Below are 25,126 nucleotides of genomic sequence, written 5' to 3'. Positions count from 1 at the left end.
AATGGATACTACTCAATATTTAGAGATGTTTATAGAGGAAAGCAGGGAACATCTTCAAGCCTGTAACGAGCATTTATTAATACTCGAAAAAAATCCAAGTGATATTGCAATTGTCAACGAAGTGTTTCGGTCAGCGCATACTTTAAAAGGGATGTCAGCTACTATGGGTTATGAAGATATTGCAAATTTAACTCATAAAATGGAAAATGTATTAGATGAAATTAGAAACAATAAGCTACATGTAACGCCTGAATTATTAGATGTTGTGTTTATTGCAGTAGATCAATTAGAAGAAATGGTACTAGATATAGCATCAGGAGGAAAGGGTAAGTTAGACGTTACCTCAACAGTTCAAAAGCTTCATGCAATCGAAACTGGAATGGAAATACCACTTGCAGCAACAATTGTTGCACCAATTGAAACTATTGAATCAGCCGAAAATAGCAAAACTAACTTGTTATCTTATGATGATTATGAACTTACAATAATTCAACAATCATTTGAACAAAACTATTCAACATTCGAGATTTCTGTATCTTTAAGAGATGATTGCTTGTTAAAAGCGGCACGAGTGTATATGGTTTTTGAGTTATTAGAAAAAATGGGTGATGTTATAAAATCTTCTCCTACTGTAGAAAGACTGGAAAATGAAGATTTTGATCAATCATTTACAGTTGCTTTAGTAACAGTGGAAGAAAAAGAGGTTGTTCAAAAGAAACTGATGAAAGTTTCTGAAGTAACGGAAATAATTGTAAATGAATTTTCAATTGAAAAATTGAAAACTCGTCAAAAGGATAAGTCTCAAAATAACGAGCAAAATCAACTTATTCAAGGAAATGTAAAAGAGGATTTGCAGGAAGATTTTGTTAATGAGGAAGAACAGGGAAAAGTGTCAACTAGTAAGACAACAGTTGCTATAGGTAACAAAACAATTCGAGTCAATATTGAGCGATTAGATATTTTAATGAACTTATTTGAGGAACTAATTATTGATCGTGGAAGGCTTGAATCGATATCAAAAGAAATTAATAATAATGAATTAGATGAAACGGTTGAAAAAATGTCACGAATTACTGGAGATTTGCAAAATATCATTTTAAATATGCGTATGGTACCAGTGGAGACCGTATTCAATCGTTTCCCAAGAATGGTTAGACAGTTAACGAGAGATTTAAACAAAAAGATAAATTTAGAAATTATAGGGGCTGAAACAGAATTAGATCGAACAGTTATTGATGAGATAGGAGATCCGTTAGTACATCTAATTCGTAATTCATTAGATCATGGAATAGAGAGTCCAGAAATTCGTAAAGCGAATGGTAAACCAGAAGAAGGAACTGTTGTTCTTCGAGCATACCATAGTGGTAATCATGTATACATAGAAATAGAAGATGATGGTGCAGGTATTAATCGACAAAGAGTACTCAAAAAAGCGATATCAAAAGGAGTTGTAAGTGAAAGTGATGCCGCTAGTCTAACAGATCAGCAAGTCGCAAAGTTAATATTATCTTCTGGTTTTTCTACTGTGGAGGTTCTGTCGGATATTTCAGGACGCGGGGTAGGATTAGATGTTGTGAAAACAACAATTGAGTCACTTGGAGGTACAATTGAGATTTCTTCTACAGAAGGTAAAGGATCTCTATTCTCTATTCAATTACCATTAACTTTATCTATTATTTCTGTAATGCTAGTAGAGTTGGAAAAAGAGATTTATGCAGTACCTCTTTCTTCTATTATCGAGACAGCAATTATTAAGCCTTCAGATATATTAAATGCACATAATCAAAAAGTTATTGATTTCAGAGGGAAAGTAGTGCCACTTGTCTTTTTAGAAGATGTTTTTGAGGTACCAAAATATTCTAATGAAGAAAAATATTTTTCAGTTGTAATTGTTCGTAAAGGTGAAAAAATGGCGGGGCTTGTAGTAGATACATTTATCGGACAACAAGAAGTGGTATTAAAATCTCTTGGTACCTATCTCTCTAGTGTATTTGCTATTTCAGGAGCAACGATTTTAGGGAATGGTAAAGTAGCACTTATTATAGATTGTAATGCACTTATTAAATAAAATAAATTCTCTCAGAAAGGAAGTATAGTTTATATGACTGAAGTAGTAGATGGATCATTTGTAAAGGTTGTAGTTTTTCAGTTAGCGGATAAAGAATATGTTATTCCCGTTAGTCAGGTTCAAGGAATTGAAAAACTAATTCATATTACACGAGTACCTAAAACCCCTTCATTTGTAAAAGGTGTCATTAATTTAAGGGGAGTAGTTACTCCGATTATCGATTTGAAAAATCGTTTTGGGCTAGGAGAAAGCTCGCTTGATGATTCTTCACGAATTATTATTATTACGCAAAATGAAATGGAAGTAGGAATTGTCGTTGATTCTGCAAATGATGTACTAGATATTCCAACTGACCTTATTGAACCTCAACCCGAAGTAGTAGGTGGATTAGAGTCTGATTTCATTGCAGGAGTTGCAAAAATAGAACGCCGTTTACTGATTTTATTGGACCTAGATTTAGTGCTAAATCCTATTAAGGTAGGTGTATAAATATGTATGATAAAAATATTACATCCATGCATTTAGATGTACTTAAAGAAATAGGTAATATTGGTGCGGCACATGCCGCAACCTCTTTATCTACTCTTTTAAATAAAAAAATTGATATGAAAGTTCCAAAGGTTGAAATGGTTTCATTCGATGACATGATGGATTTAGCTGGAGGCCCAGAAAGTGTGGTAGCAGGTATTTATCTACGTCTCGCGGGAGATATTTCAGGTAGCATGTTTTTTATCCTACCAGTAGAGCAAGCTAATCGGTTTATTCGTAAATTAATCCAAGATGAAAATTTTGATTTTCAAACGGAAGGGTTTTCCGAAATCGGCGCTTCTGCTATGCAGGAGTTAGGGAACATTCTATCGGGTTCTTATCTATCTGCTCTTTCTGACTTTACAAAGCTTAAGATTTATCCAACTGTTCCTTCATTGTCTATTGATATGGTGGGGGCTATTATTAGCTTTGGTTTAGTTGAAGTTTCTCATTATAGCGATTATGTCATTGTTATTGATACATCGATAAATGAGGAAGAAGTGATAAATGAAGAAAGTGTGAAAGGGCATTTCTTTTTGTTGCCAGATCCGGATTCCTTTGAAATAATATTTCAAGCATTAGGAGTTAGTTACGATGATTAATCAAGGTCAGGTAGTAAAAGTCGGTATTGCCGATATGAACATTGTAAAAGCACCAAATACAATTCGTACTTCAGGTCTTGGTTCTTGTGTAGGTGTAGTTCTTTATGATGAAAAATCTAAAATAGCTGGTCTAATTCACGTTATGCTTCCTGATTCTAATCTAGGAAGAATAGAAAATATGAATATCGCGAAATTTGCGGATACGAGTATTCCAGTTATGATTGATCAACTTAAACTAGAAGGGGTTCAACCATATAAGTTGCGTGCAAAAATTGCGGGTGGTGCCCAGATGTTTCAATTTTCATCGAATAAAGATTCTATGCGAATAGGACCTAGAAATGTGGAAGCAGTAAAAGCGTATTTAAAAAAGTATTCCATACCGATTATTTCGGAAGATACAGGTGGAAATAGTGGGAGAACAATCGAGTTTGATCCTATTACTTCTTTATTGAATATAAGAACGGTAAACCAAGGAAATAGAGATATTTGATGGCGGGGACGATTCTTTCTAATTTTTGGGCTGCACTTATAGCCTTTAGCTTTTATTTTTTTGTTTCTTTCCCTTTTACCAATGCATTTCCTATTCTTACACATGCCAGTATATTAGCGATTGCTATGTTTGTTTTTACATTTATTGTTCGTGCTATAATTGCATATGTTAGAAAAGGACCTGTGATGGATGAAGAGGATAATGTTGATTTTTAAAAGAGGAATATCCTCCTAAAGATTCTTCTGAGGACATTGCTAACATTGTAAAGTCGCTTATAAATAAAGATTAGTATTGAGGGAAAGTCAAATCTATGCTCCTTTTTTTTTGTCGATTTTTGCTATAATGAATAGAATCATCAGATATAGAGAGGGGGGTAATTGTGTCAAAATATAATTCGGCAGATGAACTAGTTTTATGGAAACAATGGGCGGATAGTAAAGATCCAGAGGCAGGAAATTTACTTATACATATATACACACCACTTGTTACCTATCATGTCCAACGTATTGGTGCAAACATCCCTAAAAATATATCGAGAGATGAGCTAAAAAGCTTGGGCATGATGGGATTATTTGATGCACTCAATAAATTCGATTATTCTAGAGAATTAAAATTCGATACATATGCGTCATTCCGAGTTAGAGGAGCAATAATTGATGGATTAAGAAAGGAAGATTGGCTACCGAGATCTTCTAGAGAGAAATCAAAAAAACTCGAACTCAGAATTGAAGAGCTTGAACATCAGCTTATGAGACACGCCACTCCTGAAGAAATTGCGGATTTTGTTGAATTGCCAGTGGAGGAAGTATACCAAACTGTTCAAGAGCATTTTTTCGCAAATGTTTTGTCTATAGATGAACAACTTTATAACAATGATGAGGTTGAAAATAAATCCTTTATAATAAGAGATGATTTAAAGAAAACGCCAGAGCAGCAAATGGTGAAACAAGAATTAATAAAGGATCTTGTGACACAGATTGAACATTTAAACGAAAATGAACAATTAGTTTTAAATCTTTTTTATACAGAAGAATTAACTTTAACTGTAATCGGTGAGATGCTTGGGTTGTCCACATCAAGAATTTCTCAGATACATTCTAAAGCTTTATTTAAGCTCCGAAAACTTTTAGTAAACGAAATGAAAAACGTTTAATCATCGAACATACGCAATAAAAAGCTATTGAACACTAAATTGAAATTCCTAAATTTTAATGGATTGGAGCAACTATGACATCTATTATTTTAGTCGTATTATTTTTATTTCTACTACTAAGTTTCTATTTGATTACGCTATTATTTTCCAAAGTGAATATAGTAAAAGAAATAGAAAAAAAGCAAGAACAACTATTAGTGGATATGGAAATTTCCTTTGGTGCTTATATAGCAGAAATGAAAGATGAAAATAATCGACTCTTACAAGAATTAATAAAAACAGAAATGAATGCTGCTAATCAATCTGAGATAGTAGAGCAAGATAAAATAACATTAGATGATGTCCCCACATTTGAAATGCCGAAAATTTTTGTATCTAAACAAGTAGCTGCAAGTAGTTATTTAAAAACAGCTAAGATAAATGAGGAAAAGGTACCTATTACAATCAAAGAAAAGCTTCTCTATTACAATGAAGAAGGAAAAACAGTAAATGAAATAGCTAAACTTTTGCAAATTGGAATAACTGAAGTAGAACTTTTTTTGAAATTTAATGATTAATTAGTTGAATGTGTTGAACATGTATGATATATTAGAAAACGGTATGAATAAACACGCAGTTCGGATGGACTTAGCAGGTGCTCTATTTATAGAGTAGCTAATGAAAGATGATGAATGCGGAAGACTAAACCAAATCAGGAGGAAATAAAATGTCAGTTATATCAATGAAACAATTACTAGAGGCTGGTGTGCACTTCGGTCACCAAACTCGCCGTTGGAATCCAAAAATGAAAAAATACATTTTTGTTGAACGTAACGGTATCTACATTATCGATCTTCAAAAAACGGTTAAAAAGCTAGAAGAAGCTTATGAGTTCATGCGTCAAGTTGGACAAGACGGTGGGAAAGTTCTATTCGTTGGTACTAAAAAACAAGCGCAAGAAGCTATTAAAGATGAAGCGGAACGTTCTGGTAACTACTACATCAACCAACGTTGGTTAGGTGGTACTTTAACTAACTTCGGTACTATTCAAAAACGTGTTGCACGTCTAAAAGCTATCGAAAAAATGGAAGAAGACGGTACATTTGAAGTTCTTCCTAAAAAAGAAGTAGTTCAACTTAAAAAACAACATGAGCGTCTTGTTAAATTCTTAGGCGGTATTCGTGATATGAAAGCTATTCCAGATGTAATGTTCGTAGTTGATCCACGTAAAGAACGTATTGCAGTGGCAGAAGCTATTAAATTGAACATCCCATTAGTAGGAATCGTTGATACAAACTGTGACCCAGATGAAATCGACTATGTAATTCCTGCAAATGATGATGCAATTCGTGCAGTTAAATTATTAACTGGTAAAATGGCGGATGCATTACTTGAAGCAAGACAAGGTGAAGACGAAGTAGTAGAAGCTGCTGAGTAAGACACATTTACTAAAAGGTGATAAGCGGCCAAACCACTTATCACCTTTTTTTGAGAAAAAGAATTTAGAATTTTTCTAGGAGGAATTATAAATGGCAGTTACAGCACAAATGGTTAAAGAATTGCGTGAAAAAACAGGCGCAGGTATGATGGATTGTAAAAAAGCTTTAGTACAAACAGATGGTGACTTAGAAGCGGCAATCGACTTTTTACGTGAAAAAGGTCTTTCTTCTGCAGCTAAAAAAGCGGATCGTATAGCTGCTGAAGGTACTACTTTTATTCAAGTCGAAGGAAATAAAGCTGTATTATTAGAAATAAATGCAGAAACAGATTTCGTTTCTAAAAACGAAGCTTTCCAACAATTAGTAAAACAAGTATCTGCTCATTTATTAGCAACTGAACCAGCTTCAGTAGAAGAAGCATTAACTTCAATTATTGAAGAAGGTCTTACAGTAGAAAACGTTATTTCTAATGCTGTTGCTAAAATTGGGGAAAAAATTACACTTCGTCGTTTTGTTATTGAAACAAAAACAGATGCAGATGCATTTGGTCCATATTTACATATGGGTGGACGTATTGGAGTTCTTACAGTTCTTGAAGGGTCTACAGAAGCTCAAGCAGCAAAAGACGTTGCAATGCATATCGCTGCATTAAACCCTGCTTACATCTCGCGCGATGAAGTATCTGCTGATGAAGTAGAACATGAACGCAAAGTATTAACAGAACAAGCTCTTAACGAAGGTAAACCAGAAAATATCGTTGCTAAAATGGTAGAAGGTCGCCTTGGGAAATATTTCGAAGAAGTTTGTTTATTAGATCAATCATTCGTTAAAAACCCAGATCAAAAAGTTCGCGTATTTGTTGAATCAACTGGTGGTAACTTAAAATCATTTACTCGTTATGCTGTTGGTGAAGGTATTGAAAAACGTGAAGATAACTTTGCTGAAGAAGTAATGAGCCAAGTAAAAGGTAACTAATCACATAAAGTGAAAAATAATTAATTTATTTTTCATGGAATAGACAAAACAACTAGGGAACACGTAATTTGTGTTCCCTATTTTTCAAGAAAAGAGATGGAGGATACCTATGAGTACACCGCAATACAAAAGAATCGTTTTAAAACTAAGTGGCGAAGCATTAGCTGGAGAACAAGGTTTTGGACTTTCACCTGAGATTATTAAATCGGTTGCTGAACAAGTAAAAGAAGTAGTAGAACTTGGTGTTGAAGTTGCAGTCGTAGTAGGTGGAGGGAACATTTGGCGAGGTAAAGTAGGTAGTGAAATGGGAATGGACCGTGCAACAGCTGACTATATGGGAATGCTTGCTACTGTTATGAATTCACTTGCATTGCAAGATTCGCTTGAAAAAGCAGGGATTCAAACTCGTGTTCAAACTTCTATTGAAATGCGTCAAGTGGCAGAACCTTACATACGTAGAAAAGCAATTCGTCACTTGGAAAAGAAACGAGTAGTTATTTTTGCAGCTGGAACTGGAAATCCATACTTCTCAACAGATACAACTGCAGCACTTAGAGCAGCTGAAATAGAAGCAGATGTTATACTAATGGCTAAAAATAATGTGGATGGTGTATATTCTGCTGATCCTAAAATAGATAAAAATGCTGTAAAATACGATGAATTATCATTCTTCGAGGTAATTCAACAAGGTTTACAAGTAATGGATTCAACCGCTTCTACTTTATGTATGGACAATGACATCTCACTTATTGTATTCTCAATAATGGAAAAAGGAAATATTAAAAAGGCTGTTCTGGGAGAAACTATTGGTACAGTCGTTAGGAGGAATTCATAATGCCGAAACAAGTTGTAGAACAAACAAAAGATAAAATGAATAAATCGATTTCTGCGTATAGTAGAGAATTATCAACTATTCGTGCTGGTCGTGCTAGTGCTTCTTTACTTGATAAAATCTCTATCGATTATTATGGTGCACCAACTCCAATCAATCAAATGGCAGGAATAGCAACTCCAGAAGCACGTTTAATCACAATCCAACCATATGATAAAACAATTTTAGCGGATATCGAAAAAGCGATTATGAAGTCTGATTTAGGAATTAACCCTACAAATGATGGTACACTTATTCGTATGGTCATTCCTGCTTTAACAGAAGAGCGTCGTAAAGATCTTGTGAAACAAGTGAAAAAAGAGGCAGAAGAGGCGAAGATTAACATTCGTAATGTTCGTCGTGATGGCAATGATGATTTGAAAAAATTAGAAAAATCTGGTGCTATTACAGAAGATGATTTAAGAAGCTATTCGGAAGAAATTCAAAAACTTACCGATTCAAACATTGAAAAAATAGACACGATAACAAAAGATAAAGAAAAAGAGATTATGGAAGTTTAATCATTGAACTTTATGCTAAGATAAAGCGTCCTTTATTTGGGGCGCTTTTTTTAATTCTATGAAGTAAAATAGGAAGACTTTTGATATGATAGAATATATATGATTCGAGAAGGTGTAAAGTGGAGGACTAAGTATGCTAAATAAGTTTTTTCGTAAAAAGAAAAAAATGATAAGTAATGATTTGATGGAAAGAAAACAAGTGGCGCAATCCCAACAATTGCCTTCTCATATTGCTATTATTATGGATGGAAATGGCAGATGGGCAAAAAAAAGAACCTTACCGCGAGTTGCGGGTCATCATGAAGGTATGAAGACAGTTAAAAAAATAACAAAATTTGCAAATGAAGTTGGGATTAATACTCTGACTCTTTATGCATTTTCAACGGAGAACTGGAAAAGGCCAAAGTTAGAGGTAGAGTTTTTAATGCGTTTACCAGAAGAGTTTTTGGGAACATACTTACCAGAGTTAATGGAGCAAAATGTTCAAGTGAAAATGATGGGCAATATTGATTCACTCCCTGAATATACCAAGAGTTCTATTAATAAAGCTGTTGAGCAAACTGCAAATAATGATGGATTAATATTAAATTTTGCTATGAATTATGGTTCTAGAGATGAAATTGTGCAGGCAGTTCAAAAAATTGTATATGATGTACAAGAAGGTAAGGTCTCTTCAAATGATATAACGGAAGAATTAGTCAGCAGTCATTTGATGACAAAAGATTTAAAAGAACCGGATCTACTGATTAGAACTAGCGGAGAAGTTCGATTAAGTAACTTTATGCTTTGGCAATTAGCTTATACTGAGTTTTGGTTCACAGAAACATTGTGGCCTGATTTTGATGAAGAATGTTTAATGGATGCTATTGAAATATATCAAAAACGAAATAGAAGGTATGGTGGCCTTAAGGGGGAAGAAGTTAATTGAAACAACGAATTATAACCGGTGCATTAGCTTTGGCATTCTTTGTTCCCATTGTTATATTTGGAGGACCTGTATTTACTATATTAATTTATCTGATTGCAACAATTGGGGTATATGAAATCTTGCGTATGAAAGGAATTAAGCTATTTTCTTTTGCGGGTATTGTTTCCATGCTTTTATTGTTTATATTATTGTTGCCTTCAACCATTGCAACTGATGTATTAGACGTGACGGGTCACACGAAAATAGAATGGCTTTTTGTAGCTATTTTCTTGCTACTTATTTATACAGTTTTGGTGAAAAATCATTTTACATTTGATGATGCCGCGTTTGTACTTTTAGGAACTTTATACGTAGGAATTGGATTTTATTATTTTATTGAAACGAGAAGTATTGGATTATCCTATTTGATATATGCTTTATTGATCGTTTGGACAACAGATTCTGGTGCTTATTTTACAGGACGGAAATTAGGTAAACGAAAACTTTGGCCAGAAATTTCACCAAATAAAACGGTTGAAGGATTTGTAGGTGGTATTGTTTGGGCACTAATAACAGCTTTTATTATTCAATGGATTAGTCCTTTAACTTCGTCGTATATAGCATTGATAGGTATTACTATTGCGGCTTCTATATTTGGTCAGCTGGGGGATTTAGTAGAGTCTGCTATTAAGAGACATTATCATGTGAAGGATTCAGGTAAAATATTACCTGGGCATGGAGGGATTTTAGACCGTTTTGACAGTCTACTATTTGTACTTCCACTATTGCACTTTTTACATTTTATTTAAGGAGACGACATTATTTTATGAAGAAAAGAATAAGTTTATTAGGTGCAACTGGTTCTATTGGTATTCAAACATTGGATATAATAAAAGACCATCCGGAAGAATTTCAATTAGTTGCTTTTTCAGTTGGTAAAAATATGGAAGAGACAAGAAAGATTTTGAAACAATTTCCAGTAGAAGCAATTTCCGTTTTACATGAAGAGGATGCAAGACTATTACATAAAGAGTTTCCTAAGGTGCAAGTGTCATTTGGAGATGAAGGTCTTGTTCAAATTGCAGCACATACCAATGCAGATATTTTAGTAAATGCCGTCCTAGGTAGCGTAGGTTTAAATCCTACACTGGAAGCGATTAAAAAAGGTATAACGATTGCTATTGCGAATAAAGAGACACTCGTCACTGCTGGTCACTTAGTGATGCAAGCTGCTAAAGTACACAATGTTCCAATCCTTCCAGTTGATAGCGAGCATTCAGCTTTATTCCAAGCGTTAAATGGTGAAAAAAAATCAGATGTTTCTAAGTTAGTCATTACAGCTTCTGGTGGTAGCTTCCGAGATCGAACGAGAGAACAATTAAAACATGTAACGGTTAAGGAAGCGCTAAATCACCCGAACTGGTCAATGGGTTCTAAAATCACTATAGATTCAGCAACTATGATGAATAAAGGCTTAGAAGTAATTGAAGCCCATGTTCTATTCGATATTTCATACGACGATATCGAAGTGTTGTTGCATCGGGAAAGTATTATTCACTCGATGATTGAATTTCAAGACACAAGTGTTATAGCTCAACTAGGAACTCCAGACATGAGAGTGCCTATTCAGTATGCACTCTCTTATCCAAACCGCTTGCATCGCCCACATGCCAAACGATTGAATTTAGTAGAAATTGGGAAACTTCATTTTGAAGAAATGAATTACACAAGATACCATGCTTTAAAACTTGCAATAGATGCAGGTAAAATAGGTGGTACAATGACAACTGTCTTAAATGCTGCAAACGAAGCTGCAGTTGCGTTATTCTTGCAAGAAAAGATTAGTTTTTTAGAAATTGATGAATTCATAGAACGAGCAATGTTTAAACATGTGAAAATTTCAAGTCCTGATTTAGAAACAATTCTACATGTGGATGCTGAAACAAGAAAAACAGTTCAAAACATGCTAAAATGATGAAATAATGTAAGACAAGCTGTTTTACAATGAAGGTGGGATATGATGGAAACGGCTATTGCGTTTATTATTATTTTTGGGGCTATCGTCTTTTTTCATGAATTAGGACATTTCCTTTTCGCGAAAAAAGCAGGGATCATGGTAAGAGAGTTTGCTATTGGTATGGGTCCGAAAATTTTTGCTATGACAAAAGGAGAAACACTTTATACAATTCGACTACTGCCTATTGGTGGATATGTTCGAATGGCTGGAGAAGATTTGGATTCAATCGAACTTCAGCCAGGATTTCGTTTAGGTATTCGGCTAAATGATGCAAATGAAATTGAGCAAATTGTATTAAATCAAAATAAACAATTTCCTGATATGCTTTTTTTAGAAGTTGAGAAATCTGATTTGATGAAAGAAATGTACATCGAGGGATACAATGAAGAAGAGCGACTTGTGCGTTACAAAGTTGCAAGAAATGCCGTAATTAATGAAAATGGTAAAGAGACATTTATTGCACCTTATGATCGACAATTTGGCTCTAAAACCGTTGGGCAGCGATCTTTGGCAATTTTTGCTGGACCACTATTTAATTTTATTTTATCCTTTTTTATCTTTGTAGCACTTGGTCTACTGCAAGGTATTCCAACCTATGAACCTGTCATTACGACAGTTGTTCCAGAAAGTCCTGCTGAACAAGCAGGAATGCAAGATGGAGATTTGGTTACAATGATTAACGGAGTTACTATTACCTCTTGGAAAGAGCTTTCTGAAGAAGTGAAAGTAAGTCCAAATGAAGCAATGGATTTTACAGTTGAACGAAATGGTGAATCTTTAGACTTAAACATGACTCCAAATGAAGTTGTTGCCGGAAAAGAAAAAGTTGGACAAATTGGTGTTACATATAGTAGTCCAATGGAAAAAAATCCGGTTAAAGCAGTAGTATATGGAGCAGAGCAAACTTACAATACAACGCTATTAATATTTACAGCCCTTGGAAACCTTGTAAATGGCCAATTTTCAATAGATGATTTATCAGGACCAGTTGGTATATATAAAGTTACTGAAGATGTTGCGGAATCTGGTGTATATAATTTGATATACTGGGCTGCTCTTTTGAGTATAAATTTAGGAATCATGAATTTATTGCCATTACCTGCACTAGATGGTGGTCGACTGTTATTTTTCTTATTTGAAGCAATTCGAGGAAAGCCAGTTGATAAGCAAAAAGAAGGAATGATTCATTTTGTTGGGATCATGCTTTTAATGGTATTGATGGTAGTCGTTACATGGAATGATATTCAACGTTTTTTCTTTTAACAAATAATTAAAAAGAAAGGAAAGTTCGATAGGATGAACTTTCCTTTCTTTTTCTGTTGATAATAAAGGGGGAGTTCTTCATGATGCAAGATGGTAAGTCAAGAATGCACATATTGTTACAACAACTTGATCTAACAGATGATCAAATCGTTAAGCATTTCGAAGGTGCCTCCATTACAAGATTTACGGTACATAAGAAAATTAGACAATGGCATTTTCAAATAAATTGCGCTACTATTCTTCCTTATGATGTTTATCAGTTGTTCAGAAAAAGAATAGAGGGAAAATTTATAGGTATTGCGAATGTGTATATTACGATAGATTGCATAAATTCGGATGTTACAGATTCACTTATAAAAGATTACTGGAAAGCTGTTATTAATGAGTTAAGTGATATGGCACCTCCACTTAGAGATCGTTTAGTGCAACAACAACCAGAATTTAATGGACAAATGATTCAGTTAACATGCGCTCAAGAAATTGAATATCGCTCATTTAAAAATAAATATACAGAACAACTAGCTACCACATATGAAACTTTTGGATTTCCTAGACTTCCCTTTGATTTTAAATTAGTTGAAGATACGGAAGCGTTAGCGGCTGCTCAAGTTGCTTTTTTAGAACAACGTAAGATAGAAGAAGAAGAGATAGGTAAAAAAGCGCTAAATGATCTTCAAAAACGTGAGCAAGAAAGAGGGGACGGAGGGGATGATGCAATAGACGGTCCTTTCCAACTGGGTACTCCACTTAAAAAAGAAGAATCTACCATGGAAATCGGTAAGATTCAAGATGAAGAAAGACGAGTTACAATTGAAGGTTTTGTATTTGATGTTGAAGTAAAAGAACTTCGAAGTGGCCGATCATTGCTTACTGCAAAAGTAACGGACTATACAGATTCAATACTTGTTAAAATGTTTTCTCGTGATAAAGAAGATGCACAAATGATGGCGCGTCTGAAAAAGGGTATGTGGATTAAAGTAAGAGGCTCTGTCCAAAATGATACGTTTGTCCGTGATTTAATCATCATGGCTCAGGATATGTGTGAGATTAATCCAGTACTCCGTTTTGATACGGCCAAAGAGAAGCGAGTTGAGTTGCATTTACATTCACCAATGAGTGTAATGGATGCAGTATCTTCCGTATCTTCATTGGTTGAACAAGCGGCAAAATGGGGACACAAAGCAATTGCCATTACGGATCATGCTAATGTTCAGTCTTTTCCGGAAGCCTACGCTGCTGGGAAAAAGAATGGCATTAAAATACTTTATGGGCTGGAAGCAAATCTAGTTCATGATGGTGTACCTATCGCCTTTGAAGAGCAACATACTTTGCTTGAAGATGCAACATATATTGTATTTGATGTTGAGACAACAGGTTTATCTGCAACCTATGACAAAATAATTGAGCTTGCGGCAGTTAAAATGTATAAGGGCAACGTTATTGATAAATTTGAACGCTTTGTTAATCCGCACCATGCTCTATCAGCAACTACAATAGAACTTACTGGAATTACTGATGATATGGTGCGTAATGCTCCAGAAATTGAGCAAGTTATTCAAGATTTTTATGAATTCATTGGAGAAGGGATAATTGTTGCCCACAATGCAACTTTCGATATGGGATTCTTATATGAAGGATACCGTAGAAGTGGAATCGATTACTTTACCCATCCAGTAATTGATACATTAGAGCTAGCCAGATTTTTACACCCAGAATTTAAAACTCACAGATTAGGTTCACTTACGAAAAAATTTAACATAGAGTTAACGCAAGCCCACAGAGCAATATTCGACTGTGAAGCAACAGCCTATTTACTTCTTCATTTGTTGAAAGAAGCGGAAGAAAAGGAAATAAAGTATCATGATGATTTTAATAAACATGTGGGCCAAGGGGATTCCTATAAACAAGCAAGACCGACCCACTGTACTATTTTCGCTGTAAATGATGAAGGATTAAAAAACTTATTCAAATTAGTTTCTTATTCTCATATTTCAACATTTCACAGGGGAGCAAGAATAACAAAATCTACACTCCAAAAACATAGAGCAGGATTAATCGTTGGTTCTGGATGTGACAAAGGTGAAGTATTCTCTGGTCTCATGCAAAAACCACTTGAACAGGTGGAAGAAATTGCGAAGTTCTATGATTTCTTAGAAATTCATCCGAAAGAAGTCTATTCTCATCTATTAGAACTTGAACTTGTGCGGGATGAATGGAACTTAGAAGACATTATTCGTAAAATGATAAAACTTGGAAAAAAACTTAATCTTCCAGTAGTTGCTACAGGAAATGTCCATTATTTACATGAAAATGATGCGATTTTTAGAAAGATTTTAGTGAACTCTCAGGGAGGTGCAAATCCTCTAAATCGTGCCGAACTTCCTAAAGTACATTTCCGTACAACAAATGAAATGTTAGATGCATTTTCGTTCTTAGGAGAAGAGTTAGCAAAAGAGATTGTAGTGACAAATCCACAAAAAATTGCAGATTCAATAGAAGATATAAAACCGATTAAAGATGATTTATATACACCAAAAATCGAAGGTGCTGATGAAGAAGTTAGATCATTGACTTATTCGAAAGCTAAAGAGATTTACGGTGAAGAACTGCCTGAAATTGTTGAAGCTCGAATAGAAAAAGAATTAACGTCTATTATCGGTCATGGATTCGCTGTTATTTATTTAATTTCTCATAAATTAGTGAAAAAATCATTAGATGATGGTTACTTAGTTGGTTCACGTGGATCTGTAGGGTCTTCGTTAGTAGCAACGTTAACAGAAATTACAGAAGTAAATCCCCTGCCACCGCATTATGTATGTCCAAATTGTAAAAAATCGGAATTTTTCTTAGATGGTTCTGTTGGTTCTGGATTTGATTTGCCAAACAAAAGCTGTGATACATGTGATATTCCTTATGTGAAAGAGGGCCAAGATATTCCATTCGAAACTTTCTTAGGTTTTAAAGGGGATAAAGTTCCCGATATAGATTTGAACTTTAGTGGAGAATATCAGCCTATAGCCCATAATTATACGAAAGAACTTTTTGGGGAAGATAATGTATTTAGAGCTGGAACAATAGGTACAGTTGCTGAAAAAACTGCATATGGCTATGTACGTGGTTATTCAAATGACAATAACTTAACAATGCGCGGAGCAGAAATTGATCGACTAGTACAAGGATGTACAGGAGTTAAGCGAACAACTGGGCAACATCCAGGTGGAATTATTGTAGTGCCAGATTATATGGATATTTTCGATTTTACGCCCATACAATTCCCTGCAGATGCACAGGATTCTGAATGGAAAACGACGCATTTTGATTTCCATTCAATTCATGATAATTTACTTAAATTAGATATACTAGGGCACGATGATCCAACTGTCATTCGTATGTTGCAAGATTTGTCTGGAATTGATCCTAAAACGATTCCAACAGATGATCCAGAAGTGATGAAAATTTTCAGTGGCCCTGAATCACTTGGAGTAACAGTAGATCAGATTGATTGTAAAACCGGAACTTTAGGTATTCCGGAATTTGGAACTCGTTTTGTTCGTCAAATGCTTGAAGAGACTAAACCAACTACATTTTCTGAGCTAGTTCAAATTTCTGGATTATCTCACGGTACGGATGTATGGCTTGGAAATGCACAAGAACTTATTCAAGATGGAACTTGTCAATTGTCAGATGTTATAGGTTGTCGTGATGATATTATGGTTTATTTAATCTACCAAGGGCTTGACCCTTCACTTGCGTTTAAAATTATGGAATCTGTTCGTAAAGGGAAAGGGTTAACTCCAGAATTTGAAGCTGAAATGAAATCTAAAGGAGTGGCCAATTGGTATATTGAATCATGTAAAAAGATTAAATACATGTTCCCGAAAGCCCATGCGGCAGCCTATATATTAATGGCAGTAAGAGTGGCATATTTTAAAGTGCATTTTCCAATACTATACTATGCAGCTTATTTTACTGTTCGTGCATCAGATTTTGATTTAATCGCCATGATAAACGGTTCTCAAACAATCCGTTCTAAGCTAGATGAAATAAACGCAAAAGGTTTGGAAGCATCACCGAAAGAAAAAAACTTAATGACAGTTTTAGAAATTGCACTTGAAATGTCAGAGCGTGGAATTAAATTGCAGAAAGTTGATTTATATAAATCAAAAGCGGATGAATTTATAATTGAGGGTAACACACTGATCCCACCATTTGATGCAATTCCAGGTTTAGGTACTAACGTAGCAATTCAAATTGTAAAGGCTCGTATTGATGGGGAGTTTTTATCTAAAGAGGATTTGCAACAAAGAGGGAAAGTTTCTAAAACTATTATTGAATACATGGATGCTATGGGATGTTTGGAAGGCCTACCAGACGCCAATCAGTTGTCCTTATTCTAGAACCTCATTTGCAAGGGTAAAAGAAGTATGATACTATAAAAGTACCAATGTTTCATAGTTCTGTGACGAAAGAGTGGGATTTCCCGCTCTTTTCTGTTGTTTTATAGAAAATCATTGATGTTTGGGAGGCATGTATGAGTAATATTACTAGCAAAATTGAAGAGCTTGTTACACCGATTTTACAAGAATTAACTTTAGAACTTGTTGAAATCGAGTACCTAAAAGAAGGTCAAGATTGGTTTTTGCGTGTATATATCGATACACCATCTGGCCGTATTGATATTGAACAGTGTGCACAAGTTAGTGAAAAACTAAGTGAAATATTAGATGAAGTAGATCCAATAAATGAAAACTACTTTTTAGAAGTTTCTTCTCCTGGTGCAGAACGACCATTGAAGAAAGAGAAAGATTTTGAACAAGCAGTAGGTAAACATGTGTATATTAAAACGTATGAACCAGTAAATGGAGCTAAAGAGTTCGAAGGTACATTAGTTTCCTATTCTGCAGAAGACGGCATTTTAATAGAAGTACGCGTGAAAACTAGAAGAATCAAAATCAAAATCGAGAAAGAGAAAATTGCGCTTGCTCGTTTAGCGATTGATTTCTCTGCATAATGTATATTGAGGAGTGATGGCAATGAGTAGCGAATTATTAGATGCGCTAAACGAATTAGAAACACAAAAAGGTATTTCAAGAGATGTATTATTAGATGCAATTGAAGCTGCATTAGTAACTGCATATAAAAGAAACTTTAACCAAGCACAAAATGTTCGAGTGGACTTAAATCTAGGTTCTGGTACAATTCTTGTTTATTCTAGAAAAGATGTAGTTGAAGAAGTAACTGATGAAAGATTACAAATTTCCCTAGAAGATTCAAAAGTAATTAATCCCCACTATGAGTTAGGGGACATTGTAGAAGAAGAAGTTACTCCACGTAACTTTGGTCGTATCGCAGCACAAACCGCAAAACAAGTTGTAACGCAACGCGTACGTGAAGCAGAACGTGGACTTATCTATGAAGAATATGTGGATCGCGAAGACGATATTGTAAACGGTATAGTGGAACGTTTAGATGCTCGTAATATCTATGTAGGTCTAGGTAAAGTGGAAGCAGTTTTACCTTTAAATGAACAAATTCAAACTGAAACATACAAACCACATGACCGTATTAAAGTGTATATTACAAAAGTAGAACGGACTACTCGTGGACCACAAGTATTTGTTTCAAGAACTCATCCTGGGTTATTACGTAGACTATTTGAAATGGAAGTACCAGAAATTTTCGAAGGAATCGTAGAGATTAAATCGATTGCACGTGAAGCAGGAGATCGTTCGAAGATTTCTGTATTTGCACATAACGATGAAATTGATCCTGTAGGTTCTTGTGTAGGTGCAAAAGGTGCACGTGTGCAAACGATTGTAAATGAACTTAGTGGTGAAAAGATTGATATCGTAGAATGGTCTGAAGATCCAGTTATTTTTGTTGCAAATGCACTTAGCCCATCTAAAGTATTAGATGTTCAAGTACATGAATTAGAAAAATCGACAACAGTAGTTGTGCCAGATTATCAACTTTCCCTTGCAATTGGTAAAAGAGGTCAAAATGCTAGACTTGCTGCTAAGCTAACTGGTTGGAAAATTGATATTAAGAGTGAAACAGATGCGAGAGAATTAGGGATATATCCTAATGAAAACTCACCTCAAGTAATAGTTGAAAGCTTAAACTCAGAAGAAATGGATGACTTCGACTTTTATAAAGACGATAAATAAGCAAGGATGGTGAGCTTGTATGGTGGTCCAAAAGAAAATTCCATTACGTAAATGTGTTGCAACTGGAGAAATGATTCCCAAAAAAGAAATGATTCGTATTGTCCGTTCGAAAGAAGGAGAAGTGTCAGTAGACTTAACTGGAAAAAAATCCGGTCGAGGTGCTTATGTTTCTAAAACAATCGAAGCAATTAACAAGGCAAAAAAGAAAAATTCTTTAGGTAATCATTTAGAAGTTACAATACCAACTGAAATATATGACGAGTTAATTGTCATCATTGAAAGAGAAAAATTAAAATGAAAATAGAACAACAAATTTTAAATTTACTTGGACTTGCAACGCGGGCTAGAAAGACAACTTCTGGTGAAGAATTAGTAGTAAAAGAAATTAGAAGCCAAAAAGCGAAGTTAGTTATTTTATCAGGCGACGCTTCTAAAAATACTGCGAAAAAAATTAATGATAAATGTGCATCTTTTAACGTTGAGCTGCATGTCTTTGGAGACCGGCACGATCTCGGACATGCAACGGGAAAAGAGGCCAGGGTGACAATTGCCATTATGGATGATGGTTTTGCAAAAAAATTGTCCGGCCTTCTCAACGAATTTAACCGGGGGTGAGCTAATGACTAAAATCAGAGTTCATGAATACGCTAAACAAATTGATAAATCAAGTAAAGAAGTTATTGAGCAATTAACGAAACTAAATGTTGAAGTAACTAACCATATGTCTACGCTAGAAGGAGACGCTGTTCAAAAATTAGACGGCATCTATAAAAAAACAGCAGGCCAACCAAATAAGGTTGTCCAAGCTAAACCTCAAGCACAAACTACATCAAATCAATCAAAACCATCTGGACAGAGTCAATCTAGACCAGCAAGTCAATCGCAATCGCGTCCAACTGGACAAAGTCAATCTAGACCAGCGAGTCAATCGCAATCGCGTCCAACTGGACAAAGTCAATCTAGACCAGCGAGTCAATCGCAATCGCGTCCAACTGGACAAAGTCAATCTAGACCAGCAAGTCAAACACAATCACGTCCTACTACAGGTCAAAGTCAATCTAGACCAAGTGGCCAAAACCAAGGACAATCAAAACCAGCTACACCAAGTACTGCAACACAGGGTACAAACAGTCAACCAAAAGAAAAAAAAGTTTTTACTAATAATGCACGTCCAGGTGGAAACAGTCGTCCAGGCGGTCAAAATAGACCAGGCCAAAGGTTCCAAAAAAGAAGAAAAGGCCCAACTACACCTGTTCAACCACCAGTGCCAAGAAAAGAAAGAGAATTACCTGCGAAAATTACATTTACTGAGTCTTTGACAGTTATAGAGTTATCAAAAAAAATAGGTCGTGAACCGGCTGAAATTATTAAGAAATTATTCTTACTTGGTGTAATGTCTACAATTAACCAAGTATTGGATAAGGATGCTATTGAATTAATTTGTGCAGACTATGGTGTAGAAGTAGAAGAAGAAATTAAAATCGACATTACTGATTTAGATGTATTCTTCGAATCTGCTGAAGGAAATCCAGAGGATTCAGAAGAACGTCCACCAGTTGTAACAATTATGGGACACGTTGACCATGGTAAAACAACTTTACTTGACTCTATTCGTAATACGAAAGTTACTGCTGGAGAAGCCGGCGGGATTACGCAGCATATTGGTGCATACCAAGTTGTTGTTGAAAATGGGAAAAAAATAACGTTCTTAGATACACCTGGACATGCTGCATTTACAACAATGCGTGCTCGTGGTGCAAAAGTTACGGATGTTACTATTCTTGTAGTTGCTGCGGATGATGGAGTAATGCCACAAACTGTTGAGGCAATTAATCATGCTAAAGCTGCTGAAGTTCCAATTATTGTTGCGGTAAACAAAATGGATAAACCATCTGCTAATCCTGATAAAGTTATGCAAGAACTTACTGAACACGGTTTAGTATCTGAAGCTTGGGGTGGAGAAACGATCTTCGTTCCTATTTCAGCTTTAACAGGTGATGGAATTGATAACCTATTAGAAATGGTTTTACTTGTTTCTGAGGTTGCTGAACTAAAAGCAAATCCTAAACGTCTTGCAATTGGTTCTGTTATCGAAGCTCAACTTGATAAAGGAAAAGGCTCAGTTGCCACTTTACTTGTACAAGATGGAACTTTACGCGTTGGAGATCCGATCGTTGTAGGGCACTCATTCGGACGAGTGCGTGCAATGATAAATGATCTTGGTCGTCGCGTGAAAGAAGCTGGTCCTTCTACGCCTGTAGAAATTACTGGATTAAACGAAGTACCTAAAGCTGGAGATCGTTTCGTAGTATTTGAAGATGAGAAAACTGCTCGTCAAGTTGGAGAATCTCGTGCATCAGAAGCACAAGTTAATCAACGCTCTGAAAAAACTCGTGTAACACTTGATAATTTATTTGATCAAATGAAACAAGGAGAAATGAAAGAGCTTAACATTATCGTAAAAGCAGATGTTCAAGGTACAGTTGAAGCTATGGCATCATCACTTATGAAAATTGAAGTAGAAGGTGTAAATGTTCGTATTATTCATACTGGAGCTGGAGCAATTACAGAATCAGATATTTCTTTAGCAGCTGCTTCAAACGCAATTGTTATCGGTTTCAACGTTCGACCTGATCTAAATGCAAAACGTGCAGCTGAAGAAGATGGTGTAGATATTCGTTTACACAAAATAATCTACAAAGTAATCGAAGAAATCGAATTTGCGATGAAAGGTTTACTTGATCCTGAATACCAAGAAAAAATTATTGGTCAAGCCGAGGTTCGTGAAACATTCAAAGTATCTAAAGTTGGTACAATTGCTGGTTCATACGTAACTGAAGGTAAACTTGCAAGAGATAGCGGAGTACGTGTAATTCGTGACAGTATCGTTATATTTGAGGGCGAATTAGATACACTAAAACGTTTTAAAGATGACGCTAAAGAAGTAGCTAAAGGGTATGAATGTGGATTAACAATCAAAAACTTTAATGAAATTAAAGAAGGCGATATTGTGGAAGCATTTATTATGGAAGAAATAAAACGTAAATGATTGTATATGCAGAGTGTGAATTTTTGATTCCAACTGCACATTCATTGAAAGAAAAAAGAGCAGTACTGCAAAGTATGCTTACTCGAGCAAAACAAAAATACAATGTTTCTATTGTGGAATTAGACCACCAGGATGTCTGGCAACGAACGCTTATCGGGATGGTTATTATATCTTCAGATAAAGTAGCAGCTGAACGAGAGCTTTCATATGCCATTACATTCCTCGAGTCTAATCCTGAATGGGAATGTATCGATATAAGAAAAGAATATTTATAGACAGAAATTGAGGTGTAACCTTCATGTCGATGCGCGCAAATCGAGTTGCTGAACAAATGAAAAAAGAGTTAGGCGAAATCATCAGTAGAAAACTTAAAGATCCTCGTATTGGATTTGTTACTGTAACAGATGTAGCAGTAACAGGTGACCTACAACAGGCGACTATCTATATTACTGTCTTAAACGGCGATAATAAAGATACTATAAGAGCTTTAGACAAAGCGAAAGGCTTTATTCGTTCAGAAATTGGACAACGTATTAGACTTCGCATTACGCCTGAACTTTTATTTGAAATTGATGAATCAGCATTATACGGCAATAAAATTGATAATTTATTACGTGAAATTAATAAAACATCAGAGCAATCAGAGCAATAAGAATAAAATGAGAAGTCTGCTTATTACAACAAGCAGACTTCTTTGTTGTATATTTTAAAAAAGAGGTGAACAAACATGTATGAAGGGATTCTTCCATTGTGGAAAGAAAAAGGTATGACTTCTCACGATTGCATATTCAAACTTCGTAAAATACTTCATATGAAGCGAATTGGGCATACCGGCACACTAGATCCAAGCGTAGAAGGAGTATTGCCAATTTGTTTGGGGCAAGCAACGAAAGTGGCAGAGTATATAATGAACCAGGGTAAAACATATGTGGCAACCGTTTCTATTGGAACCTCTACTACTACCGAAGATGCAGACGGGGAAATTGTAGAACAAAATTTATCTACAAAACATTTTTCAAAAGAACAAATAATCTCAGCTTTACAAAGATTAACAGGAGAAATTACACAAACACCACCCATGTATTCTGCTGTTAAAGTAAATGGTAAAAGACTTTACGAGTATGCGCGCGAGGGTAAAGTAATAGAGCGTCCCAGTAGAAAAGTTACTATTCATCGATTAGAATTATTAGATACTGCTACCGAATTTAATGGAGAAACGATATCTTTTTCTATTGAAATAGACTGTAGCAAGGGCACATATATCCGAACATTAGCGGTGCAAATAGGAGAATTATTAGGGTATCCAGCTCATATGTCATCCCTTATCCGAACAGCTTCTGGGAGTTTTACTAAGGACCAATGCCTTACTTTATCTGAAGTAAATAATGCTAACTTAAATGCTACTTTAGAAACTTCTATATTCCCTATTCAATATGCACTAGATGATTGGCCAATGATAGAAGTAACTGGTGAAATAGAAAAAAGTATTACCAATGGCCAAGTTATACCAGTAAATCCAATGCTCGAAACAAATGAAAAAATTGTTTTTATTAAAAATGCAAAACCACTAGCAGTGTATATCAAACATCCAACAAAAGATGGTATGATGAAACCAGAAAAAATGTTTGCAACTGAAAAAGGAGTTTAATATGAACGTACATTATTTATCTTACCCAAATCATTTATTTATGAATGAAGAGAATAAAGCATATTCGTTGGCAATCGGTTTTTTTGATGGTGTACACAGGGGACATCAAGCAGTTATAGGAAAAGCTTTTGAAAAAAGCATAGAATATGGTTTGAAAACGGCGGTAATGACTTTTGATCCTCACCCCTCTCTAGTTCTTGGTAGAAGTAAAGAAGAAGTATTTTATATAACACCACTTGAACAAAAAATAGAAATATTAAAAGAGTTAAAAGTAGACACTGTTTTCGTTGTGAGATTTACCTCTGACTTTGCGAAACTAACGCCACTCCAATTTATAGACTCCTTTATAAAAAAAGCAAATGTGAAACATGTTACGGCTGGTTTTGATTTTACGTTTGGAGCTTTTGGAAAAGGGACGATGGAAGAAATGGAACAACTTTCTAGTGGAGAATATACTGTTTCGGTCGTTTCTAAACAAGCGTATGAAGGTGATAAAATAAGTTCGACTAGAATTAGAGAAGCACTAAAAATGGGGGACCTAGAAGATGTAATGTTCCTTTTGGGTAGACCATTTATGTTATCTGGAGTTGTTGTTCATGGAGATAAAAGGGGAAGAACAATCAATTTCCCAACCGCAAATGTTAAGCCTACAGAAGGTCAATTTACTCCTTCCACAGGAGTATACGCTGTGAAAATCCAAGTGCAAGAAAAATGGCATGAAGGTGTTTGCAATGTAGGTTATAAACCAACATTTAATAATCCAGATGAAAAGAACCTGAGTATTGAAGTTCATGTGATAGATTTTGATCAATCTATTTACGGAGAAGAAGTCGTGGTCCACTGGTATAAAAGAATTCGATCGGAACAAAAATTTAGTGGAATTGAAGCTCTGAAAGAACAAATCGGGAAAGATAAAGAAGTTGCCATTGATTATTTTAAAGAACAGTAAATAAGTTGCTTCTCAAATGGCAATATGGTATATTTTTATAGTGCAAAATGTACTTAACCATTCCTTGGCTTTTTCGATTCTCCAACGATTGCTCAGGAATAGGGGATATTTTCAAATATAGGAGGAAAACAAAAATGGCAATTACAAATGAACGTAAAAATGAACTAATCGCTGAATTCAGAATACACGAAAGTGATACTGGTTCTGCAGATATTCAAATCGCAGTACTTACGGAAGAAATTAATTCTTTAAACGAACATTTACGTACTCACAAGAAAGATCATCACTCACGTCGTGGTCTATTCAAAATGGTTGGACGTCGTCGTAACTTATTAAAATACTTACGTGATAACGAAGTAGAACGTTACCGCGCATTAATCGCGAAACTTGGTTTACGTCGATAAGATAGCAATTAGGAAAGCGGGATTCGTCCCGCTTTTTCTTTTGTTTAAATATATATTTCGCATAGTTTAGATATTTTTGATACACTACTTATGATA

At 35.1% G+C, this 25,126-nt stretch carries 26 protein-coding genes; all 26 read left to right on the top strand.

Translation table 11 applies throughout. The features are described 5' to 3' along the window. Window position 1: 1 nt before the first annotated feature. The 26 genes from C7437_RS04710 to rpsO all read left to right on the top strand — a co-directional run bounded on the left by C7437_RS04710 (window position 2) and on the right by rpsO (window position 25,030). Window positions 2–2,068, top strand: coding sequence for a chemotaxis protein CheA (locus C7437_RS04710; protein ID WP_111438465.1), 2,067 nt, complete (start codon window positions 2–4; stop codon window positions 2,066–2,068). A 33-nt stretch (window positions 2,069–2,101) separates the two neighbouring features. Further along, a complete protein-coding gene (locus C7437_RS04705) occupies window positions 2,102–2,557 on the top strand; it encodes a chemotaxis protein CheW (RefSeq protein ID WP_111438464.1) in 456 nt (151 codons plus the stop codon). Between the two features lie 2 nt (window positions 2,558–2,559). Further along, entirely contained in the window at window positions 2,560–3,198 is a 639-nt protein-coding gene (locus C7437_RS04700) for a chemotaxis protein CheC (protein ID WP_111438463.1), read from the top strand. After that, on the top strand, window positions 3,191–3,688 hold the full coding sequence (locus C7437_RS04695) for a chemotaxis protein CheD (protein WP_111438462.1): 498 nt from the start codon (window positions 3,191–3,193) through the stop codon (window positions 3,686–3,688). Before C7437_RS04700 ends, C7437_RS04695 begins: the two co-directional genes overlap by 8 nt. Then, window positions 3,688–3,903: a hypothetical protein gene (locus tag C7437_RS04690; RefSeq protein WP_111438461.1), complete on the top strand. Its 216-nt coding sequence runs from the start codon at window positions 3,688–3,690 to the stop codon at window positions 3,901–3,903. The genes C7437_RS04695 and C7437_RS04690 overlap by 1 nt, the downstream gene beginning before the upstream one ends. A gap of 164 nt (window positions 3,904–4,067) precedes the next feature. Then, the gene (locus C7437_RS04685; protein WP_111438460.1) at window positions 4,068–4,841 is read left to right on the top strand and encodes a FliA/WhiG family RNA polymerase sigma factor; all 774 of its coding nucleotides are present in this window, start codon (window positions 4,068–4,070) and stop codon (window positions 4,839–4,841) included. 74 nt (window positions 4,842–4,915) lie between these two features. Beyond that, on the top strand, window positions 4,916–5,398 hold the full coding sequence (locus C7437_RS04680) for a hypothetical protein (protein WP_111438459.1): 483 nt from the start codon (window positions 4,916–4,918) through the stop codon (window positions 5,396–5,398). Window positions 5,399–5,547: 149 nt separating this feature from the next. Further along, complete coding sequence (gene rpsB, locus C7437_RS04675) at window positions 5,548–6,258, top strand: 30S ribosomal protein S2 (protein ID WP_111438458.1); 711 nt, start codon at window positions 5,548–5,550, stop codon at window positions 6,256–6,258. Window positions 6,259–6,349: 91 nt separating this feature from the next. Beyond that, a complete protein-coding gene (gene tsf, locus C7437_RS04670) occupies window positions 6,350–7,234 on the top strand; it encodes a translation elongation factor Ts (RefSeq protein ID WP_111438457.1) in 885 nt (294 codons plus the stop codon). 109 nt (window positions 7,235–7,343) lie between these two features. Further along, entirely contained in the window at window positions 7,344–8,069 is a 726-nt protein-coding gene (gene pyrH, locus C7437_RS04665) for a UMP kinase (RefSeq protein WP_111438456.1), read from the top strand. Beyond that, window positions 8,069–8,626 (top strand): ribosome recycling factor, encoded by a 558-nt coding sequence (frr, locus tag C7437_RS04660; RefSeq protein ID WP_111438455.1) that lies wholly within the window; start codon window positions 8,069–8,071, stop codon window positions 8,624–8,626. Before pyrH ends, frr begins: the two co-directional genes overlap by 1 nt. 133 nt (window positions 8,627–8,759) lie before the next feature. Continuing rightward, complete coding sequence (locus C7437_RS04655; RefSeq protein WP_111438454.1) at window positions 8,760–9,554, top strand: undecaprenyl pyrophosphate synthase; 795 nt, start codon at window positions 8,760–8,762, stop codon at window positions 9,552–9,554. Next, entirely contained in the window at window positions 9,551–10,342 is a 792-nt protein-coding gene (locus C7437_RS04650) for a phosphatidate cytidylyltransferase (protein WP_111438453.1), read from the top strand. Before C7437_RS04655 ends, C7437_RS04650 begins: the two co-directional genes overlap by 4 nt. A gap of 17 nt (window positions 10,343–10,359) precedes the next feature. After that, on the top strand, window positions 10,360–11,508 hold the full coding sequence (gene dxr / locus C7437_RS04645; protein ID WP_111438452.1) for a 1-deoxy-D-xylulose-5-phosphate reductoisomerase: 1,149 nt from the start codon (window positions 10,360–10,362) through the stop codon (window positions 11,506–11,508). Window positions 11,509–11,553: 45 nt separating this feature from the next. Then, entirely contained in the window at window positions 11,554–12,813 is a 1,260-nt protein-coding gene (gene rseP / locus C7437_RS04640) for an RIP metalloprotease RseP (protein ID WP_111438451.1), read from the top strand. Window positions 12,814–12,893: 80 nt separating this feature from the next. Next, window positions 12,894–17,210 carry a PolC-type DNA polymerase III gene (locus tag C7437_RS04635; RefSeq protein ID WP_111438450.1) on the top strand — a complete coding sequence of 1,439 codons (4,317 nt, stop codon included), beginning with the start codon at window positions 12,894–12,896 and terminating at the stop codon, window positions 17,208–17,210. Window positions 17,211–17,344: 134 nt separating this feature from the next. Continuing rightward, on the top strand, window positions 17,345–17,824 hold the full coding sequence (gene rimP / locus C7437_RS04630) for a ribosome maturation factor RimP (RefSeq protein WP_111438449.1): 480 nt from the start codon (window positions 17,345–17,347) through the stop codon (window positions 17,822–17,824). A gap of 22 nt (window positions 17,825–17,846) precedes the next feature. Further along, on the top strand, window positions 17,847–18,980 hold the full coding sequence (gene nusA, locus C7437_RS04625) for a transcription termination factor NusA (protein WP_111438448.1): 1,134 nt from the start codon (window positions 17,847–17,849) through the stop codon (window positions 18,978–18,980). Window positions 18,981–18,999: 19 nt separating this feature from the next. Continuing rightward, entirely contained in the window at window positions 19,000–19,278 is a 279-nt protein-coding gene (gene rnpM, locus C7437_RS04620) for an RNase P modulator RnpM (protein WP_111438447.1), read from the top strand. Beyond that, entirely contained in the window at window positions 19,275–19,595 is a 321-nt protein-coding gene (locus C7437_RS04615; protein ID WP_111438446.1) for a YlxQ family RNA-binding protein, read from the top strand. The genes rnpM and C7437_RS04615 overlap by 4 nt, the downstream gene beginning before the upstream one ends. Before the next feature lie 4 nt (window positions 19,596–19,599). Further along, window positions 19,600–22,029, top strand: coding sequence for a translation initiation factor IF-2 (infB, locus tag C7437_RS04610; RefSeq protein ID WP_111438445.1), 2,430 nt, complete (start codon window positions 19,600–19,602; stop codon window positions 22,027–22,029). Next, window positions 22,026–22,304 carry a DUF503 domain-containing protein gene (locus C7437_RS04605; RefSeq protein WP_111438444.1) on the top strand — a complete coding sequence of 93 codons (279 nt, stop codon included), beginning with the start codon at window positions 22,026–22,028 and terminating at the stop codon, window positions 22,302–22,304. The genes infB and C7437_RS04605 overlap by 4 nt, the downstream gene beginning before the upstream one ends. Before the next feature lie 23 nt (window positions 22,305–22,327). After that, window positions 22,328–22,681 carry a 30S ribosome-binding factor RbfA gene (rbfA, locus tag C7437_RS04600; protein WP_111438443.1) on the top strand — a complete coding sequence of 118 codons (354 nt, stop codon included), beginning with the start codon at window positions 22,328–22,330 and terminating at the stop codon, window positions 22,679–22,681. A gap of 75 nt (window positions 22,682–22,756) precedes the next feature. Next, window positions 22,757–23,677, top strand: a complete 921-nt coding sequence (gene truB, locus C7437_RS04595; protein ID WP_111438442.1) for a tRNA pseudouridine(55) synthase TruB — start codon at window positions 22,757–22,759, stop codon at window positions 23,675–23,677. A gap of 1 nt (window position 23,678) precedes the next feature. Then, complete coding sequence (ribF, locus tag C7437_RS04590) at window positions 23,679–24,626, top strand: riboflavin biosynthesis protein RibF (protein WP_111438441.1); 948 nt, start codon at window positions 23,679–23,681, stop codon at window positions 24,624–24,626. Between the two features lie 134 nt (window positions 24,627–24,760). Next, a complete protein-coding gene (gene rpsO, locus C7437_RS04585) occupies window positions 24,761–25,030 on the top strand; it encodes a 30S ribosomal protein S15 (RefSeq protein ID WP_111438440.1) in 270 nt (89 codons plus the stop codon). Window positions 25,031–25,126: the final 96 nt, after the last annotated feature.

The sequence above is a fragment of the Psychrobacillus insolitus genome, from assembly GCF_003254155.1.
In the GTDB taxonomy this organism is placed as follows: domain Bacteria; phylum Bacillota; class Bacilli; order Bacillales_A; family Planococcaceae; genus Psychrobacillus; species Psychrobacillus insolitus.
This window is presented reverse-complemented; position numbering and strand designations above follow the sequence as displayed.

Excerpts from the sequence above, each read along its gene's own strand:
- C7437_RS04710 (WP_111438465.1), top strand. The coding sequence starts at position 2 with ATGGATACTACTCAATATTTAGAGATGTTTATAGAGGAAAGCAGGGAA.
- C7437_RS04705 (WP_111438464.1), top strand. The coding sequence starts at position 2,102 with ATGACTGAAGTAGTAGATGGATCATTTGTAAAGGTTGTAGTTTTTCAG.
- C7437_RS04700 (WP_111438463.1), top strand. The coding sequence starts at position 2,560 with ATGTATGATAAAAATATTACATCCATGCATTTAGATGTACTTAAAGAA.
- C7437_RS04695 (WP_111438462.1), top strand. The coding sequence starts at position 3,191 with ATGATTAATCAAGGTCAGGTAGTAAAAGTCGGTATTGCCGATATGAAC.
- C7437_RS04690 (WP_111438461.1), top strand. The coding sequence starts at position 3,688 with ATGGCGGGGACGATTCTTTCTAATTTTTGGGCTGCACTTATAGCCTTT.
- C7437_RS04680 (WP_111438459.1), top strand. The coding sequence starts at position 4,916 with ATGACATCTATTATTTTAGTCGTATTATTTTTATTTCTACTACTAAGT.
- rpsB (WP_111438458.1), top strand. The coding sequence starts at position 5,548 with ATGTCAGTTATATCAATGAAACAATTACTAGAGGCTGGTGTGCACTTC.
- tsf (WP_111438457.1), top strand. The coding sequence starts at position 6,350 with ATGGCAGTTACAGCACAAATGGTTAAAGAATTGCGTGAAAAAACAGGC.
- pyrH (WP_111438456.1), top strand. The coding sequence starts at position 7,344 with ATGAGTACACCGCAATACAAAAGAATCGTTTTAAAACTAAGTGGCGAA.
- frr (WP_111438455.1), top strand. The coding sequence starts at position 8,069 with ATGCCGAAACAAGTTGTAGAACAAACAAAAGATAAAATGAATAAATCG.
- C7437_RS04655 (WP_111438454.1), top strand. The coding sequence starts at position 8,760 with ATGCTAAATAAGTTTTTTCGTAAAAAGAAAAAAATGATAAGTAATGAT.
- dxr (WP_111438452.1), top strand. The coding sequence starts at position 10,360 with ATGAAGAAAAGAATAAGTTTATTAGGTGCAACTGGTTCTATTGGTATT.
- rseP (WP_111438451.1), top strand. The coding sequence starts at position 11,554 with ATGGAAACGGCTATTGCGTTTATTATTATTTTTGGGGCTATCGTCTTT.
- C7437_RS04635 (WP_111438450.1), top strand. The coding sequence starts at position 12,894 with ATGATGCAAGATGGTAAGTCAAGAATGCACATATTGTTACAACAACTT.
- rimP (WP_111438449.1), top strand. The coding sequence starts at position 17,345 with ATGAGTAATATTACTAGCAAAATTGAAGAGCTTGTTACACCGATTTTA.
- nusA (WP_111438448.1), top strand. The coding sequence starts at position 17,847 with ATGAGTAGCGAATTATTAGATGCGCTAAACGAATTAGAAACACAAAAA.
- rnpM (WP_111438447.1), top strand. The coding sequence starts at position 19,000 with ATGGTGGTCCAAAAGAAAATTCCATTACGTAAATGTGTTGCAACTGGA.
- C7437_RS04615 (WP_111438446.1), top strand. The coding sequence starts at position 19,275 with ATGAAAATAGAACAACAAATTTTAAATTTACTTGGACTTGCAACGCGG.
- infB (WP_111438445.1), top strand. The coding sequence starts at position 19,600 with ATGACTAAAATCAGAGTTCATGAATACGCTAAACAAATTGATAAATCA.
- C7437_RS04605 (WP_111438444.1), top strand. The coding sequence starts at position 22,026 with ATGATTGTATATGCAGAGTGTGAATTTTTGATTCCAACTGCACATTCA.
- rbfA (WP_111438443.1), top strand. The coding sequence starts at position 22,328 with ATGTCGATGCGCGCAAATCGAGTTGCTGAACAAATGAAAAAAGAGTTA.
- truB (WP_111438442.1), top strand. The coding sequence starts at position 22,757 with ATGTATGAAGGGATTCTTCCATTGTGGAAAGAAAAAGGTATGACTTCT.
- ribF (WP_111438441.1), top strand. The coding sequence starts at position 23,679 with ATGAACGTACATTATTTATCTTACCCAAATCATTTATTTATGAATGAA.
- rpsO (WP_111438440.1), top strand. The coding sequence starts at position 24,761 with ATGGCAATTACAAATGAACGTAAAAATGAACTAATCGCTGAATTCAGA.